Consider the following 15,792-nt stretch of genomic DNA (forward strand, 5'->3'; position numbering starts at 1 on the left):
GCTTTTGAATCCATTCGATATTCTGTAGCCTTGCGCAGCCTCACTTTTACCCGTGCTTGATGAATACCAACACTTCATCCGGCGGCGCCCGAAGGGCTCCAGAGCCGGTGGTACACTCGACTTTCGCGCTACTGCGCCTGCAGGTCTTGCGAACATGACGCAAATTTCCGAACGCCTACTGGTTCAAGCCCACCTCGACGCCAAGCAGCCCAAGGTGCTTAGCGCCGCCGAAGAGGCGAGCCTGCGTACCGCCATCGCCGCCGAGCTCAAAGCTCAGGATGCGGTGCTGGTTGCCCACTTCTATTGCGACCCAGTGATTCAGGCCCTGGCCGAAGAAACCGGTGGCTGTGTTTCCGACTCACTGGAAATGGCCCGCTTCGGCGCCGCTCACCCGGCCAAGACCGTACTGGTGGCCGGTGTGCGGTTCATGGGCGAGACTGCCAAGATCCTCACCCCCGAAAAACGCATCCTCATGCCGACCCTGGAAGCCACGTGCTCCCTGGACCTGGGTTGCCCGGTGGATGAGTTTTCCGCGTTCTGTGACCAACACCCCGAGCGCACCGTGGTGGTGTATGCCAACACGTCGGCGGCGGTCAAAGCCCGGGCGGACTGGGTGGTGACCTCCAGTTGCGCACTGGAAATCGTCGAAAGCCTGATGGACAACGGCGAGACCATTATCTGGGGTCCGGACAAACACCTGGGCACCTACATCCAGCGCCAGACCGGCGCCGACATGCTGCTGTGGGACGGAGCCTGCATCGTCCACGAAGAGTTCAAGTCCAAACAGCTGGAAGACATGAAGGCGCTGTACCCGGACGCTGCAATCCTGGTGCATCCGGAGTCGCCGACCTCGGTCATCGAACTGGCCGACGCGGTGGGTTCCACCAGCCAGTTGATTGCCGCGGCGCAGCGCTTGCCGAACAAGACCTTTATCGTTGCGACTGACCGCGGCATTTTCTACAAGATGCAGCAGTTGTGCCCGGACAAGGTCTTCATTGAAGCCCCTACCGCCGGTAACGGCGCGGCATGCCGCAGTTGCGCGCACTGCCCGTGGATGGCGATGAATACGCTGGAGCGTACGTTGCAGTGTCTGCGTGAGGGCAGTAACGAGATCTTCGTCGAGCCGTCGGTGATTCCGCAGGCTGTGCGGCCGCTCAAGCGGATGTTGGACTTCACCCAGGCTGCGCGCCTCAAACTGGCCGGCAACGCATAACCCAGGTGTGAACACATTTTCAAAATGCGGGAGGGGACTTGCTCCCGATGAGGGCGTGTCAGTAATACATCTGTGGCTGACCCACCGCCATCGGGAGCAAGCCCCCTCCCACATTTTTGATCTCCACTTGGCAGGGCGTTACTTCTTTTGCTTCGGGATCCGTACCAACTGCGTGTCCGAATAGATGTCATGCCAGCTGCGTTTCTGTTTATCGAACAACGACCAGAAAAAACCCAGCCCCACGCACAACCACGACGCAATCGACACCACAAAACGCAACAGCGCCTGCCACAGGCTGATGCGCGAACCGTCGGCGTTCTGCACACGCACGCCCCACACCTGCATGCCCAGGGTTTGCCCGGAATGGGTCCAGAATTTGGCAAAGAAACCGAACAGCACAAACAACAGGATCGTCGACAGCAACGGGTCACCGTCCAGCGCACCGGACTCGGTGAGCGTGCGCATTTTCGCTTCGCCCACGAAGGCGATCCACACCAGCTTGTAGGCAAATGCTGTGACGATCAGCAGGGCCGTGCACAACAGAAAGTCGTAGAACATCGCTGCCAGGCGACGGCCCAGGCCAACGGCGGGGTATTGGCCTTGGGGGCTTAGCAGGTGCTTGGACATGGCAGGGCTCTCTGGAGGAAAAGCAGCATTTTACGGACAAACGCCCATAAAAAAGCCCCTGATGTCATATCAGGGGCTTTTTGTCGCAGGAAGGATCAGGAGTTCTCTGCTTGTACTTCGTCAGCCTGCATGCCTTTCTGGCCTTGAACAGCCACGAAGGTCACTTTCTGGCCTTCTTTCAGGCTCTTGAAGCCGTTGCCCTGGATAGCGCGGAAATGCACAAACAGATCCGGGCCGCTTTCTGGCGTGATAAAACCAAACCCTTTTTCGTCGTTAAACCACTTGACGAGACCGCTCTGACGTTCAGCCATTTTCTTCTTTCCTTTGACGCTTGAAATTAATGACAGCCCCTTTCACATGAAAGAGTACTGGGCTGGGTTGCAGGAAAGTAAGAGACGTCGAACGGGTTGTAGCACAACTACTTCAGCTACTGCCCAGGTCCAGGTTCCAAGCGACCCATGCAAACACAGTGGGCAAACTCTACGCCAACTAAGATGAAAAACACAAGCCCTGACAAAACCCCAGGTTTTGCTGGGGTCATGACACTTTGTTGAATGTCGGTGGGCGTGGCTTATTCGATAGAGATGTTCACTTGTTATAGAAACTTTCCAATAGAAAAGACTATCGACAATGCACTGTTTTATGGCGGTTGCGTTACAGATTAGTGCGCGTTAACGCAACCGCGTTACTTATAGAAACAGTAACTCAACCACGATAGTAACGTTGCGGTACGAATGGCATTTTACTTACACGTAATGGCACCTTTTTCCCACGTACCAGCGCTGAGACTTCGGTATCCAGTGTGACAAATGCGCTGTCCAGGTAACCCATTGCCAGCGGGCCGCCCAAGGTCGGGCCAAAGCCGCCGCTGCACACGCTACCGATCACCGTGCCGTGTTCGTCGACGATTTCGGCACCTTCACGCACCGGGGTACGTTCCTGGGGCAACAAGCCCACGCGCTTGCGGCTGACCCCGGCTTGCTGCTGGGTGAAAATCCGGTCGGCACCCGGGAAGCCGCCAGCGCGTGCGCCGTCAGCGCGACGGGCCTTGGAAATGGCCCACAACAGGCTGGCTTCGATAGGCGTGGTGTCGGCGTTCATATCATGGCCGTACAGGCACAGGCCGGCTTCCAGGCGCAGGGAGTCGCGAGCGCCCAGGCCAATGGCTTGTACTTCGGTTTCTGCCAGCAGGCTACGGGCCAGGCTTTCGGCGTTGGCTGCCGGTACCGAGATTTCAAAACCGTCTTCACCGGTATAGCCGGAGCGGCTGACGTAGCAGTCCACGCCCAGCAGGCGCAGGGTGGCAAATTGCATGAAGGTCATCTTGGACACTTGCGGCGCCAGGCGCGCCAGTACCTTCACCGCTGCCGGGCCTTGCAGGGCCAGCAGGGCGCGTTCTTCGAACAGCGGCTCGATGGTGCATTGGTCGCCGATATGTTGGCGCAGGTGTGCCAGGTCCTGGTCTTTGCAGGCGGCGTTGACCACCAGGAACAGTTCGTCGTTGCCCAGGTTGGCGACCATCAGGTCGTCGAGGATACCGCCTTGCTCGTTGGTGAACATTGCGTAGCGCTGCATGCCCACCGGCAGGTCGATGATGTCGACCGGCACCAGGGTTTCCAGGGCCTTGGCGGCATTGGCGCCGGTCAGGCGGATCTGGCCCATGTGGGACACATCGAACAGCCCGGCCTGCTCACGGGTGTGCAGGTGTTCCTTCATCACGCCCAGCGGGTACTGCACCGGCATGTCGTAGCCGGCGAAGGGCACCATGCGTGCGCCCAGTTCGAGGTGCAGGGCGTGCAATGGGGTTTTCAACAGGGTTTCGGTGGACATATTCAGCTCCTGAAAAACGTGCCGGCGCGCTTGTAGGCGTCAGCACTCGATAATGTTGACCGCCAAACCGCCACGGGCGGTTTCCTTGTATTTGCTTTTCATGTCGGCGCCGGTCTGGCGCATGGTGCGGATGACCTTGTCGAGGGATACAAAGTGCTGCCCGTCACCGCGCAAGGCCATGCGTACCGCATTGATCGCCTTCACCGAGCCCATGGCATTGCGCTCGATGCACGGCACCTGTACCAACCCGCCAATCGGGTCGCAGGTCAGGCCGAGGTTGTGTTCCATGCCGATCTCGGCGGCGTTTTCCACTTGGGATACGCTGCCGCCCAGCACTTCGCACAAGGCGCCTGCGGCCATGGAACAGGCCACGCCGACCTCGCCCTGGCAGCCGACTTCGGCGCCGGAGATCGAGGCGTTTTCCTTGTACAAGATGCCGATGGCGGCGGCGGTGAGCAGGAAGCGCACCACGCCGTCTTCGTTCGCGCCGGGGATAAAGCGCATGTAGTAATGCAGCACCGCCGGCACGATACCTGCCGCACCGTTGGTGGGCGCGGTGACCACCCGGCCGCCGTTGGCATTTTCTTCGTTGACCGCCAGCGCATAGAGGTTGACCCAGTCCAACACCGACAGCGGGTCACGCAGTGCAGACTCAGGGTTCTTGCACAACTGCCTGTGCAACGCCGCCGCCCGGCGCTTGACCTTCAAGCCTCCGGGCAGGATGCCTTCGTTGCGACAGCCGGCATCCACGCAGTCCTGCATGACCTGCCAGATTTTCAGCAGGCCGGCGCGGGTTTCCGCTTCCGGGCGCCAGGCGCTTTCATTAGTCAGCATCACTTGGCTGATAGACAGCCCATAGGTGGTGCAATGGCCAAGCAAGTCCTTGGCGTGTTTGAACGGGAAGGTCAGGGGCGTAGCGTCTTCGACGATCCGGTCGGCGCCAGCCGCGTCTTCATCCACCACAAAACCGCCGCCCACCGAGTAGTACTCACGGCTGCGGATCTGGATATTGGCGGCGTCGAAGGCACGGAAAATCATGCCGTTGGGATGATAGGCCAGGGGTTTGCGAATCATCGCCAGGTGTTCTTTCTCGTTGAACGCGATGCTGTGTTCGCCGAGCAGGTTGAGGCGCCCGTCACTGCGCATCTGCGCCAGGCGTGCAGCGACGGTTTCGGTATTCACGGTGTCCGGGTGTTCGCCTTCCAGGCCCAGCAGCACGGCCTTGTCGCTGCCGTGGCCTTTGCCGGTAGCACCCAGCGATCCATAGAGTTCCACCTTGATGCCGGTGGCGGCGCTCAGCAGGTTGTCACGCTTGAGGCCCTCGACGAATCGAGCCGCCGCACGCATCGGGCCGACAGTGTGGGAACTGGAGGGGCCGATGCCAATCTTGAACAGGTCGAACACGCTTAAAGACATGAGTTGTTCTCCGGTTTCTTATTATGTATCGGGTGCACTCGGTCAGTGTGGGAGGGAGCAAGCCCCCTCCCACATTTGATTGATTTCAGCCTCAGGTTACGCGTAGCTCTCGATTGTAGGGCACGCACACACCAGGTTGCGATCGCCAAACACGTTGTCGACCCGGCCAACCGGCGGCCAGTATTTGCCTTCGATCAGCGACGCAACCGGGTACACCGCTTGTTCACGGCTGTAGGGGTGCGACCACTCACCTACCAATTCAGCAGCGGTGTGCGGCGCGTTCTTGAGTGGGTTGTCGTCCTTGTCCAATGTGCCGTTTTCCACCGCGCGGATCTCTTCGCGGATGGCGATCATGGCGTCGCAGAAGCGGTCCAGTTCTTCCTTGGATTCACTTTCGGTCGGCTCGATCATCAAGGTGCCGGCCACCGGGAAGGACATGGTCGGCGCATGGAAACCGAAGTCGATCAGGCGCTTGGCCACGTCATCCACGCTGATGCCGCTGCTGTCTTTCAACGGGCGCAGGTCGAGGATGCATTCATGCGCCACCAGGCCGTTGCTGCCGGTGTAGAGGACTGGGTAGTGCTCTTCCAGGCGACGGGAAATGTAGTTGGCGTTGAGGATCGCCAACTGCGAAGCGCGCTTGAGGCCGGCGCCGCCCATCATGCTGATGTACATCCAGGTGATCGGCAGAATGCTCGCGCTGCCGAACGGTGCCGCACACACCGCGCCTTCCTTGCGTTCCATGGCCGCGTGGCCGGGCAGGAATGGCGTGAGGTGGGACTTGACGCCAATCGGGCCAACGCCCGGGCCGCCACCGCCGTGGGGGATGCAGAAGGTCTTGTGCAGGTTCAGGTGGGATACGTCGCCGCCGAACTTGCCCGGTGCGCAGAGGCCGACCATCGCGTTCATGTTGGCGCCGTCGATGTACACCTGGCCGCCGTTGTCGTGAATGATCGCGCAGATTTCGCGGATGCCTTCCTCGAATACACCGTGGGTGGACGGGTAGGTGATCATCAGCGCGGCGAGGTGCTCGCGGTGTTCGATGGCTTTGGCGCGCAGGTCTTCGATATCGACGTTGCCACGCGAATCGCAAGCGGTCACCACCACGCGCATGCCGGCCATGTTGGCGGTCGCCGGGTTGGTGCCGTGGGCCGACGACGGGATCAGGCAGATGTCGCGACGTTCTTCGCCACGGCTCTGGTGATAGGCACGGATGGCCAAGAGGCCTGCGTATTCACCCTGGGAACCGGCGTTCGGCTGCAAGGAGATCGCGTCGTAACCGGTGGCCGCGCAGAGCATGGCTTCCAGTTCGGTGGTCAGTTGCAGGTAGCCGGCGCTTTGTGCGGCTGGCGCGAACGGGTGCAGGGCGCCGAATTCGGCCCAGGTCACCGGGATCATTTCGCTGGCGGCGTTGAGCTTCATGGTGCACGAGCCCAGCGGGATCATGGTGCGGTCCAGGGCCAGGTCCTTGTCAGCCAGCTTGCGCAGGTAGCGCATCAGCTCGGTTTCGGAGTGATAGCGGTTGAACACCGGGTGGCTGAGGATCGCCGACTGGCGCAGCAAGGCGCTCGGCAGCGTGCTTTCGGTTGCGGCGAAGGTCGGCAGGGCCTTGCCGTCGGCGAAGATGGCCCACAAGGCTTCGATATCGGCCTGGGTGGTGGTTTCGTCGACCGACAGGCCGACACGCTCGGCATCTACCACGCGCAGGTTGATGCGCTGGGCACGGGCCTTGTCATGCAGGGCGGCGGTGTTGGCGCCGGTGTTGACTGTAATCGTGTCGAAGAAGTTTTTCTGCTCGACCTTCAGGCCCAGGGCGGTCAAGCCTTTGGCCAGGATCGCGGTCAGTTGGTGAATGCGCTGGGCGATCTGGGTCAGGCCTTTGGGGCCGTGGTACACGGCGTACATGCTGGCGATGTTGGCCAACAGCACTTGGGCGGTGCAGATGTTGCTGGTGGCTTTCTCGCGGCGGATATGTTGCTCGCGGGTCTGCATGGCCAGGCGCAGGGCCGGCTTGCCGAAGCGGTCGACCGAAACACCGACCAGGCGCCCAGGCATGTCGCGCTTGAACGCATCCTTGGTGGAGAAGTACGCCGCGTGCGGGCCGCCAAAGCCCAGCGGCACGCCGAAGCGTTGCGCGCTGCCGATGGCGACGTCGGCACCGAACTCACCCGGTGGCGTCAGCAGGGTCAGGGCCAGCAGGTCAGCAGCCACGGCCACCAGGGCGTTGGCGGCGTGGAAGCGCTCGGTCAGTTCGCGGTAGTCGAACACGTCACCGTTGCTCGCCGGGTATTGCAGCAGGGCGCCGAAGAACGCGCTGACGTCGGTCAGTTCGCGCTCATCGCCGACCACCACGTCGATGCCCAGCGGCTCGGCACGGGTGCGCAGTACGTCGAGGGTTTGCGGATGGCTGTGCACCGAAGCGAAGAAGGCGTTGCTGCCCTTGTTCTTGCTCAGGCGCTTGCAGAAAGTCATGGCTTCGGCAGCGGCGGTGGCTTCATCGAGTAGGGAAGCGTTGGCAATCGGCAGGCCGGTGAGGTCGCTGATCAGGGTCTGGAAATTCAGCAGTGCTTCCAGGCGGCCTTGGGAAATCTCAGGCTGGTACGGCGTGTAAGCGGTGTACCAGGCCGGGTTTTCCAGGAGGTTGCGCAGGATCGGTGAGGGTGTGTGGCAGTTGTAGTAGCCCTGGCCGATGTAGGTCTTGAACAGTTGGTTGTTGCCGGCGATGGCCTTGATCTTGGCCAGGGCCTCGGCTTCGCTCAGGCCGTCTTCCAGGCCGAGCACGCTGGTGCCCTTGATGCTTTCCGGGATCACGCTGGCGCTCAGGGCTTCCAGGGAATCAAAACCCAGGCTGGCGAGCATTTGCTGCTCGTCTTCCTGGCGTGGGCCGATGTGGCGGGCGATGAATTCGTTGGCGGTCGTGAGATTAACGGTCATGGCGCGCTCCTCAGGCTTCAGCGTTGGCTTTGATCAGGCGGTCGTACGCGTCCTGATCCAACAGTTTAGCTACCGCCTCGGCATCGGCCGGTTTAAAGCGGAAGAACCAGCCTTCGCCCATCGGGTCTTCGTTGACCAGTTCCGGGCTGCCATCAAGTTTGTCGTTGACTTCGAGTACTTCGCCGTCCAACGGCATGTATACGCCGCTGGCGGCCTTGACCGATTCTACGGTAGACGCTTCGGCGCCCTTGTCGTAAGCCTGCAACTCCGGCAGTTGCACGAAAACCACATCACCCAGCGCGTTCTGCGCGAAAGCGGTGATGCCCACGGTGACGCTGCCATCGGCTTCGGCGCGCAGCCATTCGTGATCTTCAGTGAAACGCAACTCGCTCATGGAAACTCCTCAGGGCCAGAATCGTCTGGTGGACGGGATTGGAATAATGGGAGTTGCTTAGCAATATTGCGGCCAAGGTTACTAATTCTTTACAAATCAAAGAGTTAATAAAATTGGTTATGACGTTAGTGTATTTGGGTGTAGCGATTTCGCTACAGTCGGGTGCGTGAAAAAAAGCCTATGTGGATCAAAGCCTTGCATGGCGCGTAAAAAACAGGGTTGTAGCGATATCGTTACGCTGTAGCGCTTTCAGTACAGCCGATGTCGTTCTCAGACCAAAATATTTTGGAATGCATTCCACTGTGGGAGGGGGCTTGCTCCCGATAGCTGTATGTCAGGCAACTAATCTATAGCTGACCCACCGCTATCGGGAGCAAGCCCCCTCCCACATTGTCTGTATTCCACATTTAGATCCCACACCCTTGCAGTCAGTGCTTGCTGGGAATGCCGTACTTGCGCAAGCGATGGGCAATCGCCGTATGGGAGGTCTGCAGGCGGCTGGCCAGTTGGCGCGTCGAGGGGTAGCTGGTGTAGAGGGTTTCCAGCAGGTTGCGCTCGAAGTCTTCTACCGCCTGTTCCAGGCTGTCGACTTCACCATCGCTCTGGCGTGCGACGGAGGTGCCGGCGATGTCCAGGTCGCCGATGTCCACCAGGCTGCTTTCGCAGATGGCGGCGGCGCGGAAGATCACGTTTTGCAGTTGCCGCACATTACCCGGCCAGCGGTTGCCCAGCAGCGCCGGGTAAGTGCCGGGCGCCAGGCGGCAGACCGGGCGCTGGATCTGCGCGCAGGCCTGCTGCATGAAGTAGCGGGCCAGCAGCAGGATGTCCTGGCCGCGCTCGCGCAGGGGCGGTACCTCGACATTGAGCACATTGAGGCGGTAAAACAGGTCTTCGCGAAAGGTACCTTCGCTGACCATCTTTTCCAGGTCGCGGTGGGTGGCGCTCAGAATGCGCACATTGACCTTCACTTCGCGGTCACCGCCTACGCGGCGAAAGCTGCCGTCATTGAGAAACCGCAGCAGCTTGGCTTGCAGGTATGGCGACATCTCGCCGATTTCATCCAGAAATACCGTGCCCTGGTTGGCCAGTTCCATCAGCCCCGGCTTGCCGCCGCGCTGCGCACCGGTGAAGGCGCCCGGGGCGTAACCGAACAACTCGCTTTCGGCGAGGTTTTCCGGCAGCGCCGCGCAGTTCAGGGCCAGAAACGGCGCACTGTGGCGCGTGCTGATGGCGTGGCAGGCACGCGCCACCAGCTCTTTGCCGGTGCCGGTTTCGCCCTGGATCAGCAGCGGTGCATCCAACGCCGCCACGCGTTGCGCCCGCGCCTTGAGGGTGCGGATCGCCGGGGATTCGCCCAGCAGTGCATCAAAGCCTTCGGCATGGTCGTGGTGCAGCGCCGACAGTTGTTCGCCGATGCGGTTGGGCTGGTAGAGGGTGAGCAGGGCGCCGGCGTCGGTGATCGGTGTGGCGTCCAGCAGCAAGGTCTGGCCGTTGACGCTGATCTCGCGCAACGGCAAACGAAAGCCGTGCTCCAGCAAGGTGTCCAGCAGTGCCGGGTCGTTGAACAGCTCGGCGATGCTTTCCCCGGCCGGCTCGCGCCCGTACAGCGCGATCAGTGCCGGGTTGGCCAGCAGGATCTTGCCCGCGCTGTCCAGGGCCAGTACCGGGTCGGTCATGGCCGCCAGCAATGCGTCGAGTTGCAGGTGGCGGCGTTGGCCCGGCAGGATGTCGACCACCTTCACCGCCTGCACGCCGTGCACGCTGAACAACGCGTCGCGTAGTTCTTCAAGCACCTCGGCGCTGAGGGTCGGCGCGTCGATATAGACGTTGGGCGGCACCATCTCCACCGCATCCAGGTTGAGATTGCGCCCACCGAGCAAGGCCAGGACTTCCTGGGTGATGCCGACGCGGTCGATGAAGCTGACGTGGATACGCATGGGGCGATTGGCAATTCTGGAGAGCAGAGGCGGCAAGTATGCCTTGGCGCGGGGCGCAGGTGAAATCTGACAAATGATGAAGATCAAAATGTGGGAGGGGGCTTGCTCCCGATAGCGGTGTGTCAGCCACAGGTTGATTGGCTGATACACCGTTATCGGGAGCAAGCCCCCTCCCACAGTTTGAACTGCATTGTGTCAGTGCAGGCGTGTTACTCCAGGTGTTCGGGTTTGACTGGATCACCTGATTTCACATCCAGCTGATGCCGCACATCCTCGAACATCAAGTCGTACTGCTTGTGCATCGAGCCATTGAGCACCGCGACTTTCGGCATGCCGTATTTCTGCGCAATGTTCATCGCATGCCGGGCAAAGTCGAAGGCCTGGTCCTTGGGCAGGAAGAACTCTTCTTTGAGCTCCTTGCCTTCTACCGAACCGTGCAACTTGAAGAGCATTCCCTTGCCTTCCTTTGGGTCCTGGCTGACTTCGTAGTCGATACACAGGTTGTAGCTGTAGTCGTCTTTGTTGAGCGCGTGACGTTCGACGTGCAGGTGACCGGGTTCAAAGGTGGCCATAGGCGTTGCTCCTCTACTTCACAGGTAGGTGATGCCAGGTTTTGCCGTGCTGATGCGGGTGCCGGCGCTGCCCTGGACGATGGCTTCGATGTCCGAGAGTGAACCGATCACTGCGGTTTTGCCAGTCTGGCGGGCGAACTCGCAGGCCGCTTGCACCTTGGGGCCCATGGAGCCGGCGGCGAAGCCGAGTTTTTCCATTTCGTCCGGGTGGGCCTGGCCGATGGCTTTCTGCGTGGGCTTGCCGAAGTCGATAAAGGCGGCGTTGACGTCGGTGGCGATTACCAGCAAATCAGCGTCCAGTTGCGAGGCCAGCAGCGACGAGCACAGGTCTTTGTCGATCACTGCCTCGATGCCCTTCAGCTTGCCGTCTTCGCCATACATCGTCGGGATGCCACCGCCGCCGGCGCAGATCACGATGGCGCTTTTTTCCAGCAGCCACTTGATCGGGCGGATTTCAAAGATGCGTTTGGGGCGCGGGCTGGCGACCACACGGCGGTATTTATCGCCATCGGGCGCAATGGCCCAGCCTTTTTCGGCGGCGAGTTTTTCTGCTTCGGCTTTGGAATACACCGGGCCGATGGGTTTGGTCGGGTTCTGGAACGCCGGGTCCTTGGCGTCCACTTCGACCTGGGTAAGCAGCGTTGCGAACGGCACTTCGAAGTCCAGCAGGTTGCCCAGTTCCTGTTCGATGATGTAGCCGATCATGCCCTCGGTCTCGGCGCCCAGCACGTCCAGCGGGTAGGGCGAGACGCTGGTGTAGGCCGCCGCCTGCAACGACAGCAGGCCGACTTGCGGGCCGTTGCCGTGGGCGATCACCAGCTCATTGCCGGCGTGGATCTTGGCGATCTGTTCGGTGGCGATACGGATATTGGCGCGTTGGTTGTCCGCGGTCATGGGTTCACCACGGCGCAGGAGGGCGTTGCCGCCCAGGGCTACGACGATGCGCATAAAGAATGTCCTTTTGAAATGTGGGAGGGGGCTTGCCCCCTCCCACATTGACTGTGTTCCAGCAGGAAAAATTAGATATCCGCCAACGCCGACACCAGAATCGCCTTGATGGTATGCATGCGGTTTTCCGCCTGCTCAAAGGCAATGTTGGCCGGCGACTCGAAGACTTCCTCGGTCACTTCCACGCCATTGGCCAGGTGCGGATACCGCGCAGCGATGTCCTTGCCGACCTTGGTTTCGCTGTTATGGAACGCCGGCAGGCAGTGCATGAATTTCACCCGAGGGTTGCCCGAGGCTTTCATCATCTTGGCGTTGACCTGGTACGGCAGCAATTGCTCGATACGCTCGTCCCACGCTTCGACCGGCTCACCCATGGACACCCAGATATCGGTGTGGATGAAGTCCACGCCCTTGACCGCTTCCTTAGGGTCTTCGGTGATAGTGATGCGTGCGCCGCTTTCCTCGGCAAACGCCTGGCATTGCTTGATGAAATCTTCGTGCGGCCACAGCGCTTTGGGCGCACCGATGCGCACGTCCATGCCGAGCTTGGCGCCGATCATCAGCAATGAGTTGCCCATGTTGTAGCGTGCATCGCCCAGGTACGCGTAGCTGATGTCATGCAGCGGCTTGTCGCTGTGTTCGCGCATGGTCAGGGTGTCGGCGATCATTTGCGTCGGGTGGAATTCGGCAGTCAGGCCGTTGAACACCGGCACGCCGGCGAACTTGGCCAGCTCCTCGACGATTTCCTGTTCGAAGCCACGGTATTCAATCGCATCGAACATCCGACCCAATACGCGGGCGGTGTCTTTCATGCTTTCTTTATGGCCGATCTGCGACGACACCGGGTCGATGTAGGTGACGTGGGCGCCCTGGTCATGGGCCGCGACTTCGAAGGCGCAGCGGGTGCGGGTCGAGGTTTTTTCGAAGATCAGCGCGATGTTCTTGCCTTGCAGGTGCGGACGCTCGGTGCCGGTGTATTTGGCGCGCTTGAGGTCGCGGGACAGGTCCAGCAGGTAGTTCAGCTCGCGGGTGGTGTGGTGCATCAGCGACAGCAGGCTGCGGTTGCGCATGTTGAAAGCCATGATGGATCTCCTTCTGTTTAGGTTATCCCCCTGGCCGGCGCCTTATGGGCGCCGGCCAAGGCCTGGAAATTAATAGTCGATAGGGTCGCGGATGATCGGGCAGGTCATGCAGTGGCCGCCGCCACGGCCACGGCCGAGCTCACCGGCGCTGATGGTGATGACTTCCACACCAGCTTTGCGCAGCAGCGTGTTGGTGTAGGTGTTGCGGTCGTAGCCGATCACCACGCCAGGCTCTACAGCCACCACGTTGTTGCCGTCATCCCACTGTTCGCGTTCGGCGGCGAAGCTGTTGCCGCCGGTCTCGACCACACGTAGTGCCTTGAGGTTGAGGGCTGCGGCGACGGTCTCGAGGAAGTTGGTTTTTTCCCGTTGGATGTCGATACCGTGCGGCTTGGTTTCGTCAGGGCGCAGGGTGAACGGCACGATCTGGTTGACCACTTCGGGGAAGACGGTAACCAGGTCGCGGTCGCAGAAGCTGAACACGGTGTCCAGGTGCATGGCTGCGCGGGATTTCGGCAGGCCGGCAACGATCACGCGTTCCACGGCTTTGTTCTTGAACAGGTTGCGCGCCAGTTGGCCAATGGCTTGGTGAGACGAGCGCTCGCCCATGCCGATCAACACCACGCCATTGCCAATCGGCATCACGTCACCGCCTTCCAGGGTGGCAGCGCCGTGTTCCTGGTCGGGGTCGCCGTACCAGATCTGGAAGTCGGCGTTGGTGAACTCGGGGTGGAACTTGTAGATGGCGGACGTCAGCAGGGTTTCCTGGCGTCGCGCCGGCCAGTACATCGGGTTGAGCGTCACACCGCCATAGATCCAGCAGGTGGTGTCACGGGTGAACTGGGTGTTGGGCAGCGGCGGCAGAATGAAACTGGCGTGGCCGAGGAAGTCGCGGAACATCTCGATAGTCTTGCCACCGAAGCTGCTCGGCAGGTCATCGGCCGACACGCCGCCAATCAGGAACTCGCTGACCTTGCGCGGCTCAAGGCTGCGCAGCCACGAGCCGACTTCATCGACCAGGCCCAGGCCCACCGTGTTGGCGGTGATCTTGCGCTCCAGGATCCAGTCGAGGGCTTCGGGGATGGCGACGATATCGGTGAGCAGGTTGTGCATTTCCAGCACATCAATGTCCCGCTCGCGCATCTTGGTCACGAAGTCGAAGTGGTCGCGCTTGGCCTGGGCCACCCACAGCACGTCATCGAACAGCAGTTCATCGCAGTTGTTGGGGGTCAGCCGCTGGTGGGCCAAACCTGGGGAGCACACCATGACTTTGCGCAGTTTGCCGGCTTCGGAATGTACGCCGTACTTCACTTTTTCCGTGGTCATTACAGATCCTCCAGTGAACACATTCATCTTGGGTTACAGAGTCAGGAAGCCGTCGTAGAGCCCATAGGCCGCCACCAGGGCGCCAATGACCACTGCGGCGAAAATCAGCTTCTCGACGTTGGTGAAAATCGGTTTGCCCAGTTCACGCTTGGCCTTGGCGAACAAAATCGCGCCGGGGGCATAGAGCAGGGCGGAGAGCAGCAGGTACTTGGTGCCGCCGGCATACAACAGCCAGATCGCGTAGATCAGGGCGATGGCGCCGATGAACAGGTCTTTCTTGCGCTCCTTGAGGGCGTTTTCGTAGGTCTCACCACGCACCGCCAGCAGCAGGGCGTAGGCCGCCGACCACAGGTAAGGCACCAGGATCATCGAGGTGGCGAGGTAGATCAGCGACAGGTAGGTGCTGGCGGAAAACAGCGTGATCACCAGGAAGATCTGCACCATCGCGTTGGTCAGCCACAGGGCATTGACCGGCACATGGTTGGCGTTTTCCTTACGCAGGAACTCCGGCATGGTGTGGTCCTTGGCGGCGGCGAACATGATCTCCGCACACAGCAGCACCCACGACAGCAACGCACCCAGCAGCGAGATGATCAGGCCGACGCTGATCAGCACCGCGCCCCAGTGGCCCACCACGTGTTCCAGCACGGCGGCCATCGAAGGGTTCTGCAGTTTGGCCAATTCCGGTTGGGTCATGATCCCCAGGGACAGCACGTTCACCAGCATCAGGAACAGCAGCACGGTGATAAAGCCGATCACGGTGGCCTTGCCCACATCGCTACGTTTCTCTGCACGGGACGAGAAGATGCTCGCGCCTTCGATGCCGATAAACACCCAGACGGTCACCAGCATCATGTTGCGCACCTGGTTCATCACACTGCCCAGGTCGGGGTTTTTCACGCCCCAGATGTCAGCGGTGAAGATGTCCAGCTTGAACGCGAACAATGCAATCAGCACGAACAGCAGCAGCGGCACCACCTTGGCGACGGTGGTCACCAGGTTGATGAACGCCGCCTCTTTGATCCCGCGCAGCACCAGGAAATGCACGGCCCACAACAGCACCGACGCACCGATCACCGCCGCCGGCGTATTGCCTTCGCCAAACATCGGGAAAAAGTAGCCGAGGGTGCTGAACAAGAGCACGAAGTAGCCGACGTTGCCCAGCCAGGCACTGATCCAGTAACCCCAGGCGGATGAGAAACCCATGTAGTCGCCAAAACCGGCCTTGGCGTAGGCGTATACACCGCCGTCGAGGTCAGGCTTGCGGTTGGCCAGGGTCTGGAACACGAATGCGAGGGTCAACATGCCGATGGCGGTAATTACCCAACCGATCAACACCGCGCCTACATCGGCGCTGGCGGCCATGTTTTGCGGCAGTGAGAAGATCCCGCCGCCAATCATCGAGCCCACGACAAGAGCGACCAGGGCGCCTAATCGAAGTTTTCCGGGAGTTTCAGACATTGCATGACTCCAATGCAGGAGAAGAGAGACCACAGAATAAATCCGTGCGCTA

General features: G+C 60.6%; 13 protein-coding genes. 1 reads left to right on the forward strand and 12 read right to left on the reverse strand.

Going from position 1 to position 15,792, the window contains the following annotated elements; all coding sequences use genetic code 11:
* Window positions 1-154 precede the first annotated feature (154 nt).
* A complete protein-coding gene (gene nadA, locus JFT66_RS12755) occupies window positions 155-1,213 on the forward strand; it encodes a quinolinate synthase NadA (protein ID WP_034115747.1) in 1,059 nt (352 codons plus the stop codon).
* A 138-nt stretch (window positions 1,214-1,351) separates the two neighbouring features.
* Here nadA and JFT66_RS12760 read toward each other — a convergent pair whose 3' ends face one another.
* The 12 genes from JFT66_RS12760 to arcD all read right to left on the reverse strand — a co-directional run bounded on the left by JFT66_RS12760 (window position 1,352) and on the right by arcD (window position 15,740).
* On the reverse strand, window positions 1,352-1,840 hold the full coding sequence (locus tag JFT66_RS12760) for an RDD family protein (RefSeq protein WP_153839067.1): 489 nt from the start codon (window positions 1,838-1,840) through the stop codon (window positions 1,352-1,354).
* A gap of 95 nt (window positions 1,841-1,935) precedes the next feature.
* Window positions 1,936-2,151, reverse strand: a complete 216-nt coding sequence (locus JFT66_RS12765) for a cold-shock protein (protein WP_198859360.1) — start codon at window positions 2,149-2,151, stop codon at window positions 1,936-1,938.
* 394 nt (window positions 2,152-2,545) lie between these two features.
* On the reverse strand, window positions 2,546-3,670 hold the full coding sequence (gene gcvT, locus JFT66_RS12770) for a glycine cleavage system aminomethyltransferase GcvT (protein ID WP_153839065.1): 1,125 nt from the start codon (window positions 3,668-3,670) through the stop codon (window positions 2,546-2,548).
* Between the two features lie 39 nt (window positions 3,671-3,709).
* Complete coding sequence (locus JFT66_RS12775) at window positions 3,710-5,086, reverse strand: L-serine ammonia-lyase (RefSeq protein WP_198859361.1); 1,377 nt, start codon at window positions 5,084-5,086, stop codon at window positions 3,710-3,712.
* A gap of 96 nt (window positions 5,087-5,182) precedes the next feature.
* The gene (gene gcvP / locus JFT66_RS12780) at window positions 5,183-8,020 is read right to left on the reverse strand and encodes an aminomethyl-transferring glycine dehydrogenase (protein WP_198859362.1); all 2,838 of its coding nucleotides are present in this window, start codon (window positions 8,018-8,020) and stop codon (window positions 5,183-5,185) included.
* A gap of 10 nt (window positions 8,021-8,030) precedes the next feature.
* Window positions 8,031-8,414 (reverse strand): glycine cleavage system protein GcvH, encoded by a 384-nt coding sequence (gcvH, locus tag JFT66_RS12785; protein ID WP_032879722.1) that lies wholly within the window; start codon window positions 8,412-8,414, stop codon window positions 8,031-8,033.
* Between the two features lie 428 nt (window positions 8,415-8,842).
* The gene (locus tag JFT66_RS12790; protein WP_153839062.1) at window positions 8,843-10,351 is read right to left on the reverse strand and encodes a sigma-54-dependent transcriptional regulator; all 1,509 of its coding nucleotides are present in this window, start codon (window positions 10,349-10,351) and stop codon (window positions 8,843-8,845) included.
* A gap of 209 nt (window positions 10,352-10,560) precedes the next feature.
* On the reverse strand, window positions 10,561-10,923 hold the full coding sequence (locus JFT66_RS12795) for a DUF5064 family protein (protein ID WP_034115740.1): 363 nt from the start codon (window positions 10,921-10,923) through the stop codon (window positions 10,561-10,563).
* 18 nt (window positions 10,924-10,941) lie between these two features.
* Window positions 10,942-11,871: a carbamate kinase gene (gene arcC / locus JFT66_RS12800; RefSeq protein ID WP_034115739.1), complete on the reverse strand. Its 930-nt coding sequence runs from the start codon at window positions 11,869-11,871 to the stop codon at window positions 10,942-10,944.
* A 71-nt stretch (window positions 11,872-11,942) separates the two neighbouring features.
* Window positions 11,943-12,953, reverse strand: coding sequence for an ornithine carbamoyltransferase (locus JFT66_RS12805; protein WP_005790837.1), 1,011 nt, complete (start codon window positions 12,951-12,953; stop codon window positions 11,943-11,945).
* A gap of 69 nt (window positions 12,954-13,022) precedes the next feature.
* Window positions 13,023-14,279, reverse strand: coding sequence for an arginine deiminase (arcA, locus tag JFT66_RS12810; RefSeq protein ID WP_153839060.1), 1,257 nt, complete (start codon window positions 14,277-14,279; stop codon window positions 13,023-13,025).
* Window positions 14,280-14,312: 33 nt separating this feature from the next.
* Entirely contained in the window at window positions 14,313-15,740 is a 1,428-nt protein-coding gene (gene arcD, locus JFT66_RS12815) for an arginine-ornithine antiporter (protein ID WP_034115737.1), read from the reverse strand.
* Window positions 15,741-15,792 lie beyond the last annotated feature (52 nt).

This window comes from Pseudomonas sp. MF6755 (genome assembly GCF_016405635.1).
In the GTDB taxonomy this organism is placed as follows: domain Bacteria; phylum Pseudomonadota; class Gammaproteobacteria; order Pseudomonadales; family Pseudomonadaceae; genus Aquipseudomonas; species Aquipseudomonas haemolytica.

Coding starts and splice junctions, on each gene's coding strand:
- JFT66_RS12765 (WP_198859360.1), bottom strand. CDS start 2,151: ATGGCTGAACGTCAGAGCGGTCTCGTCAAGTGGTTTAACGACGAAAAA.
- gcvH (WP_032879722.1), bottom strand. CDS start 8,414: ATGAGCGAGTTGCGTTTCACTGAAGATCACGAATGGCTGCGCGCCGAA.
- gcvP (WP_198859362.1), bottom strand. CDS start 8,020: ATGACCGTTAATCTCACGACCGCCAACGAATTCATCGCCCGCCACATC.
- JFT66_RS12760 (WP_153839067.1), bottom strand. CDS start 1,840: ATGTCCAAGCACCTGCTAAGCCCCCAAGGCCAATACCCCGCCGTTGGC.
- nadA (WP_034115747.1), top strand. CDS start 155: ATGACGCAAATTTCCGAACGCCTACTGGTTCAAGCCCACCTCGACGCC.
- arcA (WP_153839060.1), bottom strand. CDS start 14,279: ATGACCACGGAAAAAGTGAAGTACGGCGTACATTCCGAAGCCGGCAAA.
- gcvT (WP_153839065.1), bottom strand. CDS start 3,670: ATGTCCACCGAAACCCTGTTGAAAACCCCATTGCACGCCCTGCACCTC.
- JFT66_RS12775 (WP_198859361.1), bottom strand. CDS start 5,086: ATGTCTTTAAGCGTGTTCGACCTGTTCAAGATTGGCATCGGCCCCTCC.
- arcD (WP_034115737.1), bottom strand. CDS start 15,740: ATGTCTGAAACTCCCGGAAAACTTCGATTAGGCGCCCTGGTCGCTCTT.
- JFT66_RS12790 (WP_153839062.1), bottom strand. CDS start 10,351: ATGCGTATCCACGTCAGCTTCATCGACCGCGTCGGCATCACCCAGGAA.
- arcC (WP_034115739.1), bottom strand. CDS start 11,871: ATGCGCATCGTCGTAGCCCTGGGCGGCAACGCCCTCCTGCGCCGTGGT.
- JFT66_RS12795 (WP_034115740.1), bottom strand. CDS start 10,923: ATGGCCACCTTTGAACCCGGTCACCTGCACGTCGAACGTCACGCGCTC.
- JFT66_RS12805 (WP_005790837.1), bottom strand. CDS start 12,953: ATGGCTTTCAACATGCGCAACCGCAGCCTGCTGTCGCTGATGCACCAC.